Source organism: Lujinxingia vulgaris (assembly GCF_007997005.1).
In the GTDB taxonomy this organism is placed as follows: Bacteria; Myxococcota_A; Bradymonadia; order Bradymonadales; family Bradymonadaceae; genus Lujinxingia.
Genome location: NZ_VOSL01000001.1, coordinates 24,000 through 39,431, shown reverse-complemented (window position 1 = coordinate 39,431; position 15,432 = coordinate 24,000). Strand labels below are relative to the sequence as shown.

The 15,432-nt window shown below is 63.5% G+C and carries 8 protein-coding genes; 5 read left to right on the top strand and 3 right to left on the bottom strand.

Going from position 1 to position 15,432, the window contains the following annotated elements; all coding sequences use genetic code 11:
- Window positions 1-853: 853 nt before the first annotated feature.
- The 3 genes from FRC96_RS00115 to FRC96_RS00105 form a co-directional block, all read right to left on the bottom strand.
- Entirely contained in the window at window positions 854-2,017 is a 1,164-nt protein-coding gene (locus tag FRC96_RS00115) for an RHS repeat-associated core domain-containing protein (protein WP_230469676.1), read from the bottom strand.
- 571 nt (window positions 2,018-2,588) lie between these two features.
- On the bottom strand, window positions 2,589-3,338 hold the full coding sequence (locus FRC96_RS00110; protein WP_146972012.1) for a hypothetical protein: 750 nt from the start codon (window positions 3,336-3,338) through the stop codon (window positions 2,589-2,591).
- Window positions 3,339-3,559: 221 nt separating this feature from the next.
- The gene (locus tag FRC96_RS00105) at window positions 3,560-3,964 is read right to left on the bottom strand and encodes a four-helix bundle copper-binding protein (RefSeq protein WP_146972011.1); all 405 of its coding nucleotides are present in this window, start codon (window positions 3,962-3,964) and stop codon (window positions 3,560-3,562) included.
- Window positions 3,965-4,242: 278 nt separating this feature from the next.
- On the opposite strand from FRC96_RS00105, the gene FRC96_RS00100 reads away from it, so the two are divergent.
- The 5 genes from FRC96_RS00100 to FRC96_RS00080 all read left to right on the top strand — a co-directional run bounded on the left by FRC96_RS00100 (window position 4,243) and on the right by FRC96_RS00080 (window position 15,390).
- Window positions 4,243-5,364 carry a putative metal-binding motif-containing protein gene (locus FRC96_RS00100; RefSeq protein WP_146972010.1) on the top strand — a complete coding sequence of 374 codons (1,122 nt, stop codon included), beginning with the start codon at window positions 4,243-4,245 and terminating at the stop codon, window positions 5,362-5,364.
- Window positions 5,365-5,457: 93 nt separating this feature from the next.
- A complete protein-coding gene (locus FRC96_RS00095; protein ID WP_146972009.1) occupies window positions 5,458-5,652 on the top strand; it encodes a CsbD family protein in 195 nt (64 codons plus the stop codon).
- Between the two features lie 187 nt (window positions 5,653-5,839).
- On the top strand, window positions 5,840-7,813 hold the full coding sequence (locus tag FRC96_RS00090; RefSeq protein WP_146972008.1) for an LVIVD repeat-containing protein: 1,974 nt from the start codon (window positions 5,840-5,842) through the stop codon (window positions 7,811-7,813).
- 1,158 nt (window positions 7,814-8,971) lie between these two features.
- Window positions 8,972-11,662 (top strand): Ig-like domain-containing protein, encoded by a 2,691-nt coding sequence (locus tag FRC96_RS00085; protein ID WP_146972007.1) that lies wholly within the window; start codon window positions 8,972-8,974, stop codon window positions 11,660-11,662.
- Window positions 11,663-11,922: 260 nt separating this feature from the next.
- The gene (locus FRC96_RS00080) at window positions 11,923-15,390 is read left to right on the top strand and encodes a choice-of-anchor Q domain-containing protein (RefSeq protein ID WP_146972006.1); all 3,468 of its coding nucleotides are present in this window, start codon (window positions 11,923-11,925) and stop codon (window positions 15,388-15,390) included.
- The last annotated feature ends 42 nt before the right edge of the window (window positions 15,391-15,432 follow it).

Below are 15,432 nucleotides of genomic sequence, written 5' to 3'. Positions count from 1 at the left end.
ATGCCCAACCCCGTCCCCCGACTCTCAATCGACCGCATCGTCTCAAACAGTTGGTTCCACCGCTATTAAAGTTAACTCCACTCCATCATAATCTTACAAAAGACTTTAACTGAAAGCAACTTAACAACATTCAAATTCTCACACCGCTAGACGGACATCGTGCTGTTGAATATGGGCTAAACACGGTGAGATAACTCTGCACAAGCTCTATACAAGTAAACCGCTCGCGCGACACAACACCTCGCGAAGTTGAAGACAAATGAAAAACACGCAATCGCCCCAACTCCCCTCTTCTACCTGTCAACTCCAAACGCAAAACAATATCCTTCTTTTTAGATATCCACTCCACCACGTAATAACCAAAATAGTCTCTTTCTGAAACAAAAACTATATCAAGACCTCCATCGCTCGCAAAATAACTATGGTAAAAAGAATATAAATCATCGACGTCACCCACTGTAAAAACAAGACCATCAATAAGTTCTCCGGCAAAGAAAACAATTACTTCACTAAAATAATCTTCAACAGCGAAACCACAATCACTAACACATCGAGAGTCCCATTCAGGTGAGTAGTATGTTTTATGGCCCACCAACTCATTACCTATTGAATCAAAAGGCTTTCCAAACACATAATCAGCAAACACCTTATCCTTATGGANAAGACCTAAAACAAGATGAAAATCATTATTTTGCTTTATAGGAAAAGCGCTTAGCTCCAAACATTTATCAAAAGCACCATTTAAAACCAACCCATCCTTTGTCCCATCTAGTGACCTACCTATCTCAAGGCAACCCATCAACATACTCCAAAATAGACAAATGAAAAAAAAATCTTAGACCTTTATAGAACATTACTCAACCTTACGCATTATTATTGAGCTCACACTTGTCAACTCCGAGACCTGCCCCTCCCAGCTATAGAGGCTAAATCTTGCAGTTCGCGCGATAGCGTGCGATCTATCTCTACGAAAATCATTGATAAAAAGTTCTTGATGGCTCCAATGAAGCTCTCGGAACGTATTAGTGAAAAGACTGGCTAAATTCTCAGCCTGAGTGAGCATCTGCTCTGTTGTTTCTTCAGTTGGAATATACCTATACAGAGTGGCCAGGCCCTCACTCCTTCTAAGCACTAGAGAAGGTACAGAAGCCTCTTGAAACGCCGCTCTATAATCACCCCCATCGGGATATGGAAAGTCTACATCATAGCNAGGGTGAGTATGGAATGTAGCGATTATGTCATTTAGTTGTGGCGGATCTCTCAAATCACCCATCATTCTATCCATCGTTGGTGAAGCAACTGGTAAGTATCTCACCGCTTCGCGTACGCTTCCCACACGTGTTTTGGCCCATTCAAGAGACTTTTGTTTTCCGAAAGATACCACCCCATCAACTGTTATAAACCCCGCGCGTTCCATTTCCGTTCGAAACTCTGTTTTACCGTCACGGCTCAATACGCTTAATCTGTTGTCACTTTCAATACTTAGCAACGCCTCTAAATATGGAACAGGAAATGTAACTTGTTCAGGATATGAATCGAAATCCTGCCCAATAGATAGTCCAAATGCAGTTCGATGTTCGCCTCCCACATCCTCTACCAAAATAGTGTCAGCTTCATTTGGTGAGTTCTCCTCCCCCTGCATCCCCCCCGGATCCACCAACCGCACCGGATTCCCCCGCACATACGCATACACATTCACCCCATCCACCATCCCCGCCGGGTCCGGCGCTGTCCANCGGCAGAGCCACGGCGAGAAGTAGCGCGCGCCGTGGTAGTAGAGGCCGGATTCTTCGTCGCGCTCCTTTCCCGTAAAACGAAAACGCTTCTTCGCATACGACCCGAACGACGACTCCCCATAAGGCCGATACTCCTCCCGGCTGATAAGCCCGCCCGTCTCGCTGACCACCACGCTCGACGAGCCCAGGTGGTCGCCCAGCTCATAGCGCACCGCCGGCTTCTGCGCGTTGAAAATATCCGGCCCCACACGCCAGCTCGCCACCTTTGATGCATCGTCCATCACGTGCAGCTCGTTGGCCTGCGCCGGCGCCGATGTCCCATCGAGGATCTGATGGTGCTCAAAGATCCCGTCCGCATACACCGTCGCATGCGCCACCCCGCCGCGAATCGAGACTTTTTGTACCCGCTGCCCCACCCCATCATACCCATACGCCCACCACGTGCGGCCAGGCCCCACCGGTCCGCGACCTTGAGTGTCGCAGCAATGCATGTGCCGAGTTTGACCCGCCATGGAGGCATTCGATGTCCTTCAGAAGCCTGTTTAAACATGAAGCACGCACCTCACTCGACAGACCGCCGCGCAACAATGCAAGCCACCAACCCTACCAGCCGACTTCTACGTGTTCAAAACCTCGCTCACGCTGCCCCGAATCGCCCCCCACTCCCTGAGCGCTCCCCCCAACGCCCTCACGAACCTCCCCACAGCGCAAACCCCGGCGGCCCACAACCACCTTACCTCATAACCACCCAACCACACGGCGCTCCCCCCCACGCCCTCACGAACCTCCCCACAGCGCAACCCCCCACGCCCCGCAACCACCTAACCTCATAACCACCCAACCACACGCCCCTCACTCCCCCCTCAACCCCTCCCGAATCGTCCCCACCTCATACCTCCCCTTCAAGCGCTCCTCGAGCGCCTCATCGATCGCAAAAGACTCCCCATCCCAAACCACCACGCTCGTGTAGGGAAACTCCGGGGAGCGGCGCGCTTCGGTCTGCTCCGCCGGCCTGTCGTGCAGGTAGGTGGCGGTGAAGATCGGGGCCGGCAGGCGCGCTTCGCCGACCTCCTCGAAGATCACGGCGAGCATCTGGGAGGATTCCCAGGGCCCCAGCCGTGCGACGTAGTGGCCCTCCCAGCCGCGGGGGCCGTGGCCGAGGATGAAGGTGCGAAAGCCCTCGAATCGCTCCGGCTCAAAGATAAAGAGCAGCGCCTCGTCATAGGGCCCCATCGGGCCGTAGATCACATCGAAGGCCAGGCGAGTGAAGTCGCCATGCTGGGCCTTGGCCTGGCGCAGCGTCTCCTCTTCGTTGACCCAGGGGGCTTCAAAGAGTCGGCGCGCCTCGGTGGGGATCACAACCTCATAGGTACGTGCCGGCGCGGTGGGGGCGGGGCGCAACGCCGGCGGGTCGGCGGTTTTTTGGGGATTCGATGGCGTCGCCTCCTGCGCCCTCTCGCTGGCGGCCGGCGCCGACGTGGAGGCGCAGGCGCAGAGGGTGGCGGCGAGTGTAAGGACGAGGCTGGCGAGCAGGGCGGGTCGGTGGGCGCGGCGGGTTGTGGAAGATCCGGGTGTCCGAGAGGTGGGAAAAGATCGCATCATGGAACGCTCCATTCAAAAATGACGCGCACAAGCTGCGCGTCTGCTTGCAGAAACGATACGCGGGCACCACCGCATTTCGAGCGACTCGAAATCCTCGGGTCATTCCCCCGTACCTGTCGTCGTATCACGGCGTAGCCATGGACGTGCCGAAGCGACGCGCCTCCGGGCTCACTCCAGGCGGAGCGTCGGAGGCGTCGCACGCCTGACGTCAGTCGCGCGACTCAGGCCAGCGCGTCGATGGCCTCATGAAAGGCCTCCAGGGTGTTGCGGCAGGCCTGCGCGCAGATGCGGCAATGCTCCATCGCCTCGGCGTGGCGCTCGCACTCCTCGGCGCAGACGCGGGTGGCCACGGCGCTGGCCTGCAGCTGGGAGTAGAGGATCGTGCGATCGCGCTCATCGTAACGCACCAGCTGGTGGGCGGTCGCCTCACAGCTCTCGGCGCAGGCCAGACAGCGGCGTATGCACTCGCGCATCGCCTCGACCTTGTCCTCGGCCAGGCAGGCGTCGGCGCAGAGCACGCAGAACTGCGCGCACATCCTCACCTCATTGAGGGTGGTGGCCAGAAGATCGGCCTCCAGCGGTGGGGTCAGGGGGTGAGCTTTGATCATCTGACGTAGGTCGGCCATCGCGTCCTCGTGTGTCGTAGGGGGTTGGAATGCGTCGTCGCTCATAAGCCTGAGGGCAAAGCTAAACACAGCCCCTTACCTCTCGACCCTTTCGGTTCTTCGCTCAACGCGCTGGCACGGCGCGTTGAGCGAATCGACGCTGCTCCACGTCACAACTCGGTGACATCGCACCTAAATCCCGCCAACGCTTTCTTTTCCCTACATCACCTGCTAGCTTCCGCGCCGTTGGCCCCCGGCCAAAACCTTCGGTTGCGACGAACACCCCTCAGAGGCCCCCGATGATGCGCTCCTCCCTGGCCCCCCTCCTCGCCCTCCTCCTTCTGACCTCGGCGCTTCTTGTCGGCTGCGGCGATGACGGCACCGCCGGCACCACCCCGACCTGCTCCGCCGACGAACTTCTGGACCAGCAGGCCAACCTCTGCGTTCCGCGAGACGGCGGCGATGAGCCCGACGCCGGCGACGACACCGACACCGACATCGAGCCCGATGTCGACGATGAGCCCGACGTCGACGATGAGCCCGATACCCCCGGTCCGGAGTGCGACGCCGACAACGACGGCGTCCTCAGCTACGCCTGTGGCGGCGCCGACTGCGACGATAACGACCCCAACACCTACCCCGGCGCCATCGAGATCTGCGACGGCAAAGACAACACCTGCGACAACATCGTCGATGAAGGCGTCAGCTGCTCCTTCTACGCCCACACCTCCGACGGCCTCTACTCCATCAACCCCTTCAATGGCACCGCCGACCGCGAGTCCGACCTGATCGACTGGGACGGCGACCTGGTGCGACTGCTCGACATCGACACCCACCCCAACGGGGTGCTCTTCGGGGTCACCCGCAACGATCTCTACGCCTTCCACGACGCCGAAAACGTCTGGATTCGCGTGGCCTGGATGGGCGGGGCCGACATCGGCGAGCCCAACGGCCTGGCCATCGACGGATTTGGCACCGCGTACGTCACCGCCGAGAACAGCTTCCTCAAGTTCGACCTGGCCGAGATCGAAGCCATCCTCGACGAGCACGGCTTCGACGAGCGTGAGTTCGAAGACCTCATCCTCAGCCCCGAAGAGATCACCGTCACCGGCGACACCACCTACATCTCCAGCGGCGACTGCGTGGTCAACAAGCAGAACACCTTCTACATGACCTCCAAACACGAGGAAGAGCAGGACCACCTCGTGGAGATCGACCGCACCACCGGCGACGCCATCAACCGCGGGCCCACCGGCTTTAGCCGCATCTACGGGCTGACCGCCGGCTGGAGCAAGCTCTTTGGCATCACCAGCTCCGGCGAGCTTTTGGAGATCAACCCGAACGATGGCAGCGCCGAGCTGATCCACGACTTCGGCGACTCCAAACGCTGGTACGGATCGGCCAGCACGCCCCAGCGTTAAGGGCGTTCACAAAGCGTAACCCTTGAAAGATGCGGCTCTGCGTAAAGGTTCCTCGGTGCGACATTGACATACACCACGCATTGAGGAGTAGCGATGAACCGCGACCAGGCACAGGGAAACTTCGAGCAACTCAAAGGGAAAGCCAAACGCATCTGGGGTGAGCTCACCGACGATGACGTCAAGAAGGCGGAAGGCTCCGCCGATAAGCTCTACGGCATCATTCAGGAGCGCTTCGGTGACTCCAAAGAAACGATCAAGAAAAAGCTCGACCGCACGACCATGAATTAGGGCTCGTCGCCCTACCGCCCGCCAGATAGCGGGCCTTCTCCCGCGCCGCGCCGCTCTTTGATGAGCGCCGGCGCGGGATTTTTTTTGCCCGTTTTCAAGAACTTTAGATCCAAACCCGCAGCGCTCCGTTTGAAGACCTGTAACCCGTCTCGCGCCGCCCCCGGCGTCCTAACTTACGGAGCTTCCCATGCACACCAACGCCTCCCCGACCTCCGCACCGCGCCCGACGCGCCGCCCCCTGACCGTCCTGATGCTGGCCGCCGCCACCCTCGGCGCGCTGGGTCTGCTCATCAGCGCCCCGGCCACTGCGACGAGCCCTCCCGTCCGCCCCATGCCTCGCCCCACCCCCCGGCCCGCCGAACCGAAGCCCCCCATGCAGGCCCGCTTCGTCTGCGAAGTCCCCACCGACGCCGCCCGCTCGGTGCAGGTCGCGTTTGAAGAGTACTACAGCTGCGTGCAACCCCTGGCCGCCGAATGGCTCGGCGCCCACCCCCAACACGTCCCCCAGCTTGAGGCCCAGTATCAGGCCTGGCTCATCGCCCGCGGCCACGATCTGCGCGGCACCCCCGAGGCAGCTCGCTTCGTGCGCCGCAACCCCGTCGACTTCAACGACCGCACCATCGAGCTGACCTCCGCCCAGGTCGAAGAGCTCGCCCCCAACCTCTCCGCCGAGCCGGCGCGCGTCCGCGGTGAGCTCCAGCGCATCTTCGTCGACCGCGACAACAAACGCATGTTCCTGACCAGCGCCGAAGAAGGGCTGGTCGCGCTGAGCATTGCGCGCCGCTACGCCTTTGAAGTCGAAGGCAGCTCCAACCACACCGGCTCCAAAGACTTCTTCGTCATCGACGCCAACCACGCCGTGATCGAAGACGCCTCGGAGGTCGGCGGCGCCCGCGATCTGGTGATCCTCGACATCTCCGACCGCGACGATCCCCGCGAAGTTCGCCGCCTGGTCGGCGCGCTCCCCCACGTCAGCCACGCCCCCGCCTACCTGCACAACCTGCCGGCCACGCCGCCCTCCTTCGACCAGTACCGGCTGATGCGCCAGGGCAAACTTCAGTTCGCCGACTGCGGCGCGCCGCCCACCGTCTCCACCCACCCCGGGGTGGCGTGTCGCCCCGACGGCTCCTGCTACGTGCAGAAGATCAAACAAACCCCCGACACCGGCATCTGCGAGCGTCAGGTCGGCGGCCCGGTGCTGCGCCCCATGCCTCGCCAGGCCTTCGGTGAGAATGTCGATGAGCTCGCAGACAGCGGCCCGATGACCGGCCGCGGAGGCATCGGTCGCGTCGCCCCCCAGCGCCGCTCCCGCGCCGACTTCGAGGCCCCCATGGCCGCCGCCGAGATGGACGCCCCCGCCCCCACCGACCGCGCCGCCCCTCGCCAGGAGATGGACACCCGCGCCAACACCCCCATGCCCCAGGGCGGCACCGGCGGCGCCGGCTCACTCAGCCAGATGATGCTCTACGGCAACACCCTCTACGTGCTCAGCGCCGCCGGCAACATCCCAAAAGGCTGGTTGAGCAGCTTCGACGTCTCCAACCCCCGCCAGCCGCGCCTGCGCCACATCATCGGCCTCGATAACGGCCCGGAAGCCCTGCAACGCCACGACAACCTGCTGCTCATCGCCGGCCGTGACGCCGTGATGACCGCCTCGCTCGGCACCGCCCACGCCCCGCGCCTCCTTGGCGAGTTCCGCCAGTTCTGCCCGGTCAACTACGACCCGGTCGTCGTCCAGGGCACCGTCGCCTACCGCACCATCATCGTCGACCAGCCCCGCAGCCGCTGCACCTCTCGCCTGGAGGTCATCGACCTGAGCCAACCCCACAGCCCGACCCTGCGCACCACCCTGCCCATCAGCCGCCCCCGCGGCCTGGCGGTCCTCGGTGAGCGCCTCTTCGTGGCCGATGAGCACCACGGCGTGCAGATCTTCGACTTAAGCGACCCGGTCGCCCCGAGCTACGCCGCCACCTGGCAGATCTACGGGGTCAAAGACCTGGTCGTAAGCGACTTCGACCTCTTCGCGCTGAGCCCTAACGAGGTGCAAACCTTCGACCTCGCTCCCCTCTACGAGCGCGACGTCGATCTTCAAAAGGTCGCCTCCGAGACCCGCGGTCACCTCACCGTGGTGCGGGCTTCCAACCACCGCGTGGAGCGCTGACAGGGGGGGCTCGGGGGGGGCTCGCGGGGCGCTCGGGGTCGCGATGTCGGTCGATTCGTGTGGGCGTTCGGGGGGGCGCGGGTTGTGGTTGGGTGGTTGGGTGGTTGGGTGGTTGTGGGGCGCTCAGGTTCGCGATGTCGGTCGATTCGTGAGGGCGTTCGGGGGGGCGCCAGGTTCCAAAGGCTGACTGCAAGACCGACACGCGCCAGATCGGCGCGATCCCCTTTCTCCATGCTCCATGCGCTTCGACGGCACGTTTTTAAAATGAAACACACGCGCCGTCCCCCTCGTCAGCACCCTTTCAAATTGAAACACACACGTCGAACCCTTCGACGGCATCTCCCCCCACTGAAACACACACGTCGAACCCTTCGACGGCATCTACCCCCACTGAAACACACGCATCGAACCCTTCGACGGCATCTACCCCCACTGAAACACACCCGTCGAACCCCTCGTCAGCATCTCCCCCCACTGAAACACACACGTCGAACCCCTCGACGACATCTCCCCCCACTGAAACACACACGTCGAACCCCTCGACGGCATCTCCCCCCACTGAAACACACACGTCGAACCCCTCGACGTCACCCACTTTTACGCAGACACTCGCGACGAGCGCTCCGGCGACCCTGTTTCAAATGAAGCCACGCGCGACGAGCGCTCCGGCAACCCTGTTTCAAATGAAGCCACCCGCGACGAGCGCTTCGGCGACCCTGTTTCAAGTGAAGCCACTCGCGACGAGCGCTCCGGCGACCCTGTTTCAAGTGAAGCCACTCGCGACGAGTGCTTCCGCGCCCCTCAAACGCCCTCACACATCGACCCACACCGCGTACCCCAACGCCCCACAACCACAACCCGCGTACCCCCAAACGCCCTCACGAATCGACCCACACCGCGTACCCCAACGCCCCACAACCACACAACCACCTAACCTCAACCCGCGCCCCACCCAACGCCCTCACGAATCGACCCACACCGCAAACCCCAACGCCCCACAACCACACAACCACATAACCACCTAACCTCAACCCGCGCCCCCCCAAACGCCCCGACCTCGTTTATTTACGCGTCCCCCCTCGCCTGTTAGACAAGAGAAGTCAGTTCGAACAAGCGGTTAACCGCCACCACAGCGCGTCGCGAGCGAGAGCAGGTCCCATGAACGTCAGCACCCTCCAAAACACCCTCACGATCCTCACCCTGGCCGGCCTCCTTGCCGCCTGCGCCGGAGACGCCACCCCCCTCGAAGAGCTCCCCGAGCCCGACGCCTCAGCCGACGTCGACGCCGGCGATGACGCCGACCTGGGCGATACGCCTGACGCCGAGCTCTCGGACACGGACATCCCCGACAGCACGCTGCCCGACGCCGAGGAGCCGGACGGTGGGGAGCCCGACGCCGAAGTCCCCATCGGCCCCATCCTGGAGCTCGGAGGTGACCTCGACTTGAGCGCCTCGGTCGGCGAAAGCGCCACCGGGGAGCTCGCGGTGGCCAACCGCGGCGATGAGCCCCTGACCCTCTCCCTCTCGTCGTCCGACCCGGCGTTGAGCCTCACCCCCACCAGCGCCGAGCTGCCGGTCGATCAAGACGCCACCATCGGCGTGGAGGTCGCCTGCACCGAGGCCGGCTCCTTCACCTACGCCATCACCGTCACGAGCAACGACCCGCAGGCTCCCCTTAGCCAGCGCGATGTCACCCTAAGCTGCGAAGCCCTCCCGCTGGGAGAGCTCGTTATCAGCGCGCGGGGGCTTCCGGCGGGAGCGAGCTTTGAGACGACGGTCTCGGGCCCCGGAGGCTTTCAGACCACCCTGGGCGCCCCGACCTCCCTGCCGGACCTGGAGCCGGGCGACTACACCCTGAGCTTTGCCGATGTGAGCGCGCCGCCGGCCATCTACCGCGCCGCACCGATCGAAGTCAGCGTCAGCGCGCAGGCCGGCGCGGTAGCCCAGGCCGACTACGAAGCGCTCGATGGCTTTCTCGAAGTCAACGTGACGCTTCCGGCCGGTAGCGCGGCGAGTTTTGAGGTGGTTGACGCCACGGGGCAACGCGTGGGGCAGTTCTCGACCAACGGGCCCGGTGGTGCCACGCTGACACTGGCCCCGGGCGACCACCGCGTGCGCCTGAGCGGCGCCGCTCCGACCGACGCCTGGAACAATCCCTACGCCTTTGAGGGCCTCGACGTGCCCGTGGAGGTCAGCTCCGAGCAAGAGGTGACAACCACCATCACCGCACGTAACCCCGCCGTGGTTCGCACCGCCACCGACGGCCAACCCGGCTCACTCCGCGCCATCATCACCGCCGTCAACCCCGGCACCGAGATCACCTTCTCCCCCGGACTCGCCCCGCTCACCATCAACCAGGGCACCATCGCGATTAATAAGGCGCTGAGCATCGTCGGCCAGGGCCCCGACCAGACCATTTTAGTGGCCGAGCAGCCCACGGGCATCTTCTCGATCATCGGCTCGGGTGAGGTGCGCATGGAGAACATGACCCTGCGCGACGTCGTCGCCTCCGGGGTCGGGGGCGCGATTACGGCCAACGCCCCGTTGACGCTTCGCAACCTGCATCTTCTCAACAACAGCGCCGCCCGCGGCGGCGCCATCGCCCTCTCCGGCAGCGGCAACGACGCCCTGCTCTCCGGCGTCTTCCTGCGCGATAACAGCGCCTCGGAAGAAGGCGGCGCCATCTTCGTCAACGGGGCCTCCCTCGTCGTCGAAGACACGCATTTTGAGAACAACGACGCCGCCGTCGACGGCGGCGCCATCTTCGTGGAGAACGCCTCGGCCTGTGGCCCGATCACCCTTCGCCGCGCCCTCTTCACCGGCAACACCGCCGGCACCCACGGGGGCGCCGTGCGCAGCGGCTGCGCCAGCGAGGTCGAGAACACTACCTTTGTCGACAACAGCGCCGCACAGCGCGGCGGCGCCTACTACCAGTTCGACGGCGCGGCCTCCCTCTCCTTTGTCACCGTCACCAACAACAGCGCCGCCGAGGGCGCCGGCGTCATGAGCTACGGCGACAGCCTCACCCCCATGAGCCTGCGCGCCAGCGTCATCGCCGGCAACGCCCCCACCGGCAGTGACCTCAACGAACTCAAAATCGTCAACGACGCCGGCGCAAACCCGGTCGCCTCGTTGGGCTACAACTACGTCGGCCGCACCTCCGAGGGCTCCTTCGTCGCCGCCGACTCCGACACCTTCAGCCTGGCCTCAGCGCTGTCCTCCCCGCTGCTCGCGCTGGCCGACAACGGCGGCCCCACCCGCACCGCCGCCGTCTCGCCAGGGTCCATCCCCACGCTGAGCCTGCCCGCGATGGCCTGCGTCGACGCCTGGGATCAAGCCATGACCGACGATCAGCGCGGCCAGCCCCGACCCGACGGCGTCTTCTGCACCGCCGGCGCCTGGGAGGCCTCCGGCGTGGGCGGCTTTGAGGATTTTGAAAACCACGCGCTCAGCGGCTCCGAGTACGCAAGCGGCTCGTTTACGGGCAACGACGGAATCACCTGGGACTACTCCGGCGCCCGCAACGAACACATCTATCCCATCGAGGGCAAGGGCATCCTGCTGCAGGCCAACGGCACCCTCGAAGCCACCGGCCTCCCCGGCGGCATCGGCCTGCTCATCGTCGACGTGCGCAAAGCCTTCACCAGCGGCACCAACCGCACCCTGGAGGTCTACATCAACGACATCCTCGTCGGGCAGACCGAGCCCTTTGGCGGCATCACCGGTGCAGACGCCACCATCCACACCCTGGAGCTTCGCGATCTGAACATCAGCGGTGCGTTTGACCTGCGCCTGGAAAGCTCCGGCGGCAGCGCGCAGCTGGTCGTCGACAACCTGCGCTGGCGCTAAAAGCCACCACGTCCTGCGCATGCCCCCGAACCCGAGCGCATCCAGGGCGAAGTCCAGCAAGGAGGCAGGGATGAAGCTGTAGCAGCGCTACCGCGAATCCCTGACGACGACGCTGGCTTCGTCCTGGGGCACTCGGCACCTTTTGGTATTTTCATCACATTCTGCTACACGTGCCGGCCCGAACTTTACTCTCTGCGATGACCGCTCGGGGGAGCCGCCATCGTTATTTGACTGCCATGATCCACCCTCAGGAGCTCTCGATGTTGATGATACGCACTCTGCTCGCCATGAGCCTCATCGCCTCGCTGGCCATCGGCTGCGGCGGCGATGACACCACCACTCCGATCGACGAGCCGGACGTCTCCGATGTCGACGCCGGGCCCGACGCCGAAGATCCGGATGTGGACCCCGACGCCGAAGATCCCGACGCCGAAGATCCCGACGTCGATCCTGACCCGGATGTCGATCCCGATCCGGACGTGGACCCCGACCCCGAGTTCGGCGACCTCTCGGTCACCCTGGAAGGGCTGCCCGAAGGCAGCGCCTGGCCCGAGATCACGCTCAGCGGCGATGAGGGCGACCTGACCATCGGCGAAGACGGCCTGGCCGAAGACCTCGCGGTGGGCGACTACACGCTCAGCGCCGCGCCCTTCACCGTGGAGCTCGCGACCTATGAGGCCGCCCCGGTCGAGCTGACGATCGAGGCCGACCAGACCACCGAAGCCACCCTGGACTTCGCCCTGGTCCGCGCCAGCCTGGAAGTTGTGATCGAAGGGCTTCCCGAGGGCGTCGATGCCTTCGTCGAAGTTGTGGGCGACGAGGGCACTGAAGAACTCAGCGAAACCACCACCCTCACCGATCTCGCGCCGGGCACCTACAGCATCCTTCCCGCCGAGGTCAGCGATGGCGACCTTCAGTACCGGGCCGAAGCCTCCACGCTGGAGCTTTCCAGCGGCGACGCCGAGAGCGTCACGGTGAGCTACGCGCTTGTGCCGGGCGAACTGCTCGCGAATGTCGAGGGCCTCCCCTCCGGACTTACGCCCGAGCTCACGATCACCGGCCCCGACGGCTCTGAAGCCACCGCCGCGCCCGGTGACACGGTCGAAGACCTCATCCCGGGCACCTACACCCTGAGCGGCAGCGATGTCGAATCGGGGATCAACATCTACCGCGCCAGCCCGGTGAGCGGAGACGTCGTCAGCGTAGACACCACCGAGCTCACGCTGAGCTACGAGCTGGTCCCGGCGCAGGTCGAGATCGTCGTCGAAGGTCTCCCCGCAGGCGTTAACCCCAACCTCACCCTGACCAACCCCCAGGGCACGGTGGCGAACATCACCCAGGCCGGCACGCTCGTCGACCAGATCCCGGGCAACTACACGCTGACGGCCAACGACGTTACCAGCGGCTCGACCATCTACCGCTCCGAGAGCAACGAGTTGCTCACAGCGAGCAGCGACCAGACGATCACCTTCACCGTGACCTATGCCGCTGTGAACGGCAGCCTGAACCTGAGCGCCACCGGCCTGCCCGCCGGCGCGGACCTTGAAGCCACCCTGGTCGGCCCGGCCCCGGCCTCCACCGCTGTCACGATCACCGGTGCGCAGACCCTCACCGAGCTCGCGCCGGGAAGCTACGTCGTCAACTTCGCCCAGGTCGGCAACGGCTCCAACACGTACGCCCCCGAGCCAGCCAGCGCCCAGGTAACTGTGGCCAGCGAGCAGATCGCCAGCGTCTCCACCACCTACGCAGCGCTGCCGGGCACGCTGACCCTGAGTCACGAGCTCCCCACCAGCGGCGCGCTCACCGTGACCCTCTCCGACGGACAGGGCTTTAGCCAGAACGTCACCCTCAGCGGCACCGGCGCCGCCGAAGTGGAGCTTCCCCCGGGAAGCTACGAGCTCACCCAGGCCAGCAACGGCCTGGGCACCGACGCCTACGGAAACCCCTACTACGTGATTGGGCTGGATATCGGCTTCTCCGTCACCAGTGGCGCCGAGGTCAACTCCTCCCTGCTCGCCCCGAACCCCACCGAGGTGCTCCGCGGCGATGACCAGGGCCGCGGCTCGCTGCGTGAAGTCTTAAACCGCGTCGTCACCGGCAGCGTCATCACCTTCGCCGAGGGTCTTTCCGAAGTGATGACCGAGTCGATCATCGTCATCGGCAAAGAAGTCTCCCTTGTGGGTCCGGGCGCAGACCAGCTCACGGTGAGCACCACCGGCGGCGACCGCCTCTTCTCCTTTGGCCCCGGCGCCAATGTGCACCTGGAAGACTTCCGCATCGCCGACATCACCATCGGCGGCACCGGCGCGGCCATCTACAACCTGGGCACCTTCAGCCTGCGCAACATGGTGTTTGACAACAACCAGCTCACCGACACCAACTCTGCCGGTGGTGCCATTGCCATCGGTGAAGCCACCAGCGAGATTGTCATCGAAGACAGCGTCTTCTCAAACAACCGAGCCAGCCGAGGCGGTGCCATTGACACCACCTCGATCAACCCGCGCGTCATCATGACCCGGGTGCGCTTTGAGAATAACTCCGCCACCAACAATGGCGGTGCAATCAACAGCCTGGCGAGCCTGACGATCGACCAGGCCAGCTTCACCAACAACAACGCCAATGGTCACGGCGGCGCCATCTACCAGGCACTCTCCGGCTCGCGCACAACCGTGATCGAACGCTCGCTCTTCGCACACAACAGCGCGTCACGGGCCGGCGGTGCGATCTACACAGGTGTCAACTCCGATCTGATGAACGTCACCTTTGTTGGCAACGAGGCCCCCAACGACTTTGGCGGCGCCTACTACCAGTACGACGGCGACACCACCATGGTTCACATGACCTTCGCCGATAACGTCGCCCCGACCGGCAGCGCGATCGCTTCGTACTGCGACGACTTCACCTCGATACGACTGAAGAGCTCCGTGGTGGTCGGCGATGGCCCCCTCTTTAGCTGCCAGGGCTTCAGCGATCCTCCCCACCCCAACCCCACCTTCTCGCTGGGACACAACTACGTCGAGACCGAAGCCCCCAACGCCTTCAGCCCGGCTCCCAACGATCAGGTTGGCACCCTCGGCTCACCGCTCGCTGATCCCCTGCAGCCTCTCGCTGACAACGGTGGCTTTACTCAAACACTCGCTGTCGGCCCTGGCTTCACCACCCCTCTGAGCTTCCCGGCGACCGACTGCGTCGACATCAGCGGAGCAGACGTCTCCGAGGATCAGCGCGGCGAGCCGCGCCCCACCGAGGGCTTCTGCACCATAGGTGCCTACGAAGCGCCCGGCACCACCGGAGGCGTTGAGCCCTTTCACGGCCACGGCCTGGGGTCTTCGAGCTACGTCACGACCACCATCACGACCTCAGTGGGCCTGAGCTGGGAGGTCAGCGGCGTGCGCTCCGAGGGCTCCTACAGCATCGCCGGTCAGGGGCTGATGTTCCGCCAGGTCGGCGACTACGTGCGCAGCGTGGGGCGGACCGGAACCGTCAACGAGGTCAGCGTCGACTACCGCAAGGCCTTCACCGGCGACGCGCCCCGCCAGATCGCCATCGCCATCAATGGCACCGTCGTCGCCACCAGCCCGGTCTTTGGCGACTTTAGCGGTGCCGATGATACCGCCTTCACGCTTACGGCCAGCAACCTCAACATCAGCGGCGATTACACCGTCGAGATTCGCAACCTCTCGCCCTCCGACGGTCAGATCGTCATCGATAACTTCATCTGGCGTTAAGCCTGTTGTCGCGTTCTCCGGGGAGGCTGGCTCCTCGGAACG

What these genes read in the sequence shown, in the direction of transcription:
- FRC96_RS00110 (WP_146972012.1), bottom strand. Translation starts at nt 3,338, where the DNA reads ATGATGCGATCTTTTCCCACCTCTCGGACACCCGGATCTTCCACAACC.
- FRC96_RS00105 (WP_146972011.1), bottom strand. Translation starts at nt 3,964, where the DNA reads ATGGCCGACCTACGTCAGATGATCAAAGCTCACCCCCTGACCCCACCG.
- FRC96_RS00100 (WP_146972010.1), top strand. Translation starts at nt 4,243, where the DNA reads ATGATGCGCTCCTCCCTGGCCCCCCTCCTCGCCCTCCTCCTTCTGACC.
- FRC96_RS00095 (WP_146972009.1), top strand. Translation starts at nt 5,458, where the DNA reads ATGAACCGCGACCAGGCACAGGGAAACTTCGAGCAACTCAAAGGGAAA.
- FRC96_RS00090 (WP_146972008.1), top strand. Translation starts at nt 5,840, where the DNA reads ATGCACACCAACGCCTCCCCGACCTCCGCACCGCGCCCGACGCGCCGC.
- FRC96_RS00085 (WP_146972007.1), top strand. Translation starts at nt 8,972, where the DNA reads ATGAACGTCAGCACCCTCCAAAACACCCTCACGATCCTCACCCTGGCC.
- FRC96_RS00080 (WP_146972006.1), top strand. Translation starts at nt 11,923, where the DNA reads ATGTTGATGATACGCACTCTGCTCGCCATGAGCCTCATCGCCTCGCTG.